Origin of the sequence: Chamaesiphon sp. OTE_75_metabat_556 (assembly GCF_031378165.1) — a bacterium.
Classification (GTDB): Bacteria; Cyanobacteriota; Cyanobacteriia; order Cyanobacteriales; family Chamaesiphonaceae; genus Chamaesiphon.
Genome location: NZ_JANNDR010000470.1, coordinates 1 through 3,427, shown reverse-complemented (window position 1 = coordinate 3,427; position 3,427 = coordinate 1). Strand labels below are relative to the sequence as shown.

Sequence of the window (3,427 nt, the reverse complement as noted above, 5' to 3'; positions counted from 1 at the left end):
CAACGGCAATCTCAATAAGGTAGCAGATAACCCCAAAATACTCGTCAATGGCGTCCGCAGTTCATGACTGAGTAGCGCGAGGAATTCTGTCTTCGATTGGTTGGCCGTTTGGGCGACGATTACCGCATCTCGCAGCTCGCGGGTGCGCTCGTTGACGCGCAGTTCCAGATCGTGAGATCGATCGATCGTGGTTGCATACAATTCGGATCGATCGATTGCCAATGCTAAATGTTTGGCCACCTGTTGGAGAAATTCAGTTTCCCGAATTTGCCACTGGCGCGGCGAGCGACATTGATGGGCGATTAATAATCCCCACAATTCATGGTTGATGACGATCGGTACAACCAGCTTCGATTGAATTTGCGATCGGTTCATCAACTCCAACATACATCGATCGTGAGCGTATGCGATCTCAACTCGATCGATCGCTCTAGTCATCCCCTCTCGATATTTGTCCCACAATTCTCGATTGTCAAAGCAATCTTGAGGTTCGGTAATATCCAAAACAGATTTGATATTGTCAATCCCAATCGACTCATAAGCTACCTTGCCATTACCTTTGTAACTATCAAAACTTTTAGAGCTAGACCGATCTCCATCAGTCGCGAACTCAAATTGGTAGATAATCAAGCGATCGGCATGTAAAAATGTTTGCACCTGCTCGACTGTCGCTTGTAAAATGACTGGCAAGTCTAATGTTTGGTGAATTTGGGTAATGATATAGTTGAGCAAATTGGCTTGGGCAACTTGTTGTTGAAGATGACGTTCGCGCTCGCCCACCGGTCGATCGTGCGTACTGGAGATCGCTGCCAATAACAAGCTGGTAAATTCACCTTGGAGTTCACTATCATTCGTGAAATTTGGATCGGCGATCGACCTCACCCTGGATGGTAAATAGGGAATCAGCGGGGCAATAAATAGATCGATCGCGACTGGTGAAAAGGTGATTTCGATCGCTACTTGCTCGATCCCATCGACATTAACGATCTGGCCGGTTAGTAGTGCTTGAAAGCGAGCAGATTGGAGTAGACAAAACTGGGGTAACTGCTGTGTGAGAGCGGCTAAAGTGTCGGCATCCGCCGTCTGGGAGGACTCCTGGGTCGTCAGTAGTGACTCATTGTCGATCGATCTGACATCCCGTCCATTGGCAAAGCCACTCCGCTGGATAATTGTCGCCGCCATTTGCCGCCACAGATCGCGGACGTTTACAAAGGTATGTAGGGAGTAATAACCCTGGATAGTTGGGGTCAAATTAGACATTGGTGAAGCCGACGATAAGGATGGGAATTAATCTGGGGGTAATGCTTGCTAAATACGAAGAAATTATTAAGATATTAACCGATCGGGTGAGGAGGATAAAGATCGGCATCTAATGATACTAATTGGTAAGAACAATGCAGTTAAAACTCGCGTGGCAGTAACAGACTACCACGTACGGCAGTACTCAATCTTGGATCCTTAGTTGACTAATTACCAGTTTAGCCCCATCTACATTATTTTTAAGGAATCTCTACTTTCCCTTAATTAATTGCCGATCGAGCGAGCCAATATCCAATTTGCCGCTGCCCGATCATCGATCTCCTTTGCCCGAAGACCTAACCCCTGATAAAATGAGACAGCTAGTGGAGGACAAGACCCTGAGTACGCGAGTTATTATTTTACGGCACGGACAAAGCAGTTATAACAGTCAAGGACGCATTCAAGGACGGAGCGATTTATCCGTATTGACCGATCGCGGGATCGAGGATGCGCGACTTACTGGTGTGGCATTTCAGGGCTTGAATTTTGACAAAGTTTACTGTAGCCCGCTCCAGCGCGCGCACCAAACCGCCGCCACTGTTCTCGCTGGCTTGCAGCAGCAGGATCGCTTGCAGACAGACGATCGGTTACTCGAAATCGACCTGCCCTTGTGGGAAACCCTGTTCAATCAGGAAGTGCGCGAAAAATACGCCCAGCAGTATCAAGCCTGGAAAGAATGTCCCCACGAATTGAAAATGTTGCTGCCGCAAGCGGATGGCAGTCAACAAGAATTTTTTCCAGTCTTATCCTTATACGCCCAAGCCACCACATTCTGGCAAGGAATCATCCCCCAGCACCAGGGACAAACAATCCTGATCGTCGCCCACAATGGGATTAACCGCGCGCTAATTAGTACAGCCTTGCGGATACCAGCTCATCTCTATCACAGCATCCAGCAGTCAAATTGCGGCATCACAATCCTGAATTTTAGCGGCGGTTGGGGTGAGAAAGTTCAACTCGAATCTCTCAACCAAACCAGTCATCTCGGTCAATCCTTACCCACCTTTCGTCCACCCAATTGCGGCCCCCGCTTTTTACTCGTCCGCCACGGCGAAACCGACTGGAATCGCGCTGGTAAATTTCAAGGCCAAATTGATGTCCCCCTCAATGACAATGGACGCAGCCAAGCCATTCTAGCCGCAGAATTTTTAAAAACCACTCAAATCGACTTTGCCTTTACCAGTCCGATGTTGCGTCCAAAAGAGACTGCTCAAATTATTCTCAAAAATCGTTGGCGTAGCCTCTCGGAACGAGAATCGGGTTTAACTTTAAACGAAGATGCCGATCTCCGCGAAATCGGACATGGACTGTGGGAAGGCAAATTTGAAGCCGAAATCAAAGCTGAATATCCAGGTGAATTAGAACGCTGGCAACGTCACCCCGAATCCGTCCAAATGCCCGAAGGCGAAAATCTCCAAAATGTCTGGACGCGGGCAACTGCCGCTTGGCAACGCATCCTCACTCAAGTGGGAGATCGACCCCAAACCGGGATCATCGTCGCTCATGATGCGACGAATAAGGTGTTGCTGTGCCATCTCCTGGGATTGGGTTTGGCTGATATCTGGAAGATCAAGCAGGGTAATGGCGCAGTGACGGTAATTGATTATCCCGATGGGATTGAGGGGCAGCCTGTGATTCAAGCTCTCAATCTGACTAGTCATCTCTCTGGTGGGGATATTTTCGATCGTACGGTTGCTGGTGCATTGTAGGAGATTGAGGAGATTTAGACCACTACGGCGAGAAACCCGACTTTTTTAAAGTCGGGTTTCTGTCTTATCTAACTCTTCTTGAATGCGATTATTTTAGAGCTAGAATTACGTAAATAGAGTCACAGATATCTTAGTTGTTGACGGGACGATCGAGGAAGTCTCAGCTACGACCCCACTACCATCGGATTTAACCATTATCCCTACCCAATATCTGGTCTCACTCCAGGATTAGTAGATTTATGCAGTCATGGCGACACCCTGGACATGAAGAGCGCGAATTAATGGGAGCATCCCATAAATGTACTAGGTATAAATACCTGCTCGAATGTCGCCATTGAGATAAGCGCATCTGAGCTTTAACATTTGGGGAACATTGAGACTATTCCATTGTGAACCAGAGATTTTCATCCTCATTCCAA

2 protein-coding genes are annotated in these 3,427 nt (G+C 47.7%); one reads left to right on the top strand and one right to left on the bottom strand.

Annotation, left to right across the window (positions count from 1 at the left end; all coding sequences use genetic code 11):
* On the bottom strand, positions 1-1,260 hold a 1,260-nt coding region (locus RMO27_RS19065; protein ID WP_309735457.1), incomplete at its 3' end, for a GAF domain-containing protein.
* Between the two features lie 350 nt (positions 1,261-1,610).
* Here RMO27_RS19065 and RMO27_RS19060 point away from each other — a divergent pair.
* Positions 1,611-3,008, top strand: coding sequence for a histidine phosphatase family protein (locus RMO27_RS19060; RefSeq protein ID WP_396133760.1), 1,398 nt, complete (start codon positions 1,611-1,613; stop codon positions 3,006-3,008).
* Positions 3,009-3,427 lie beyond the last annotated feature (419 nt).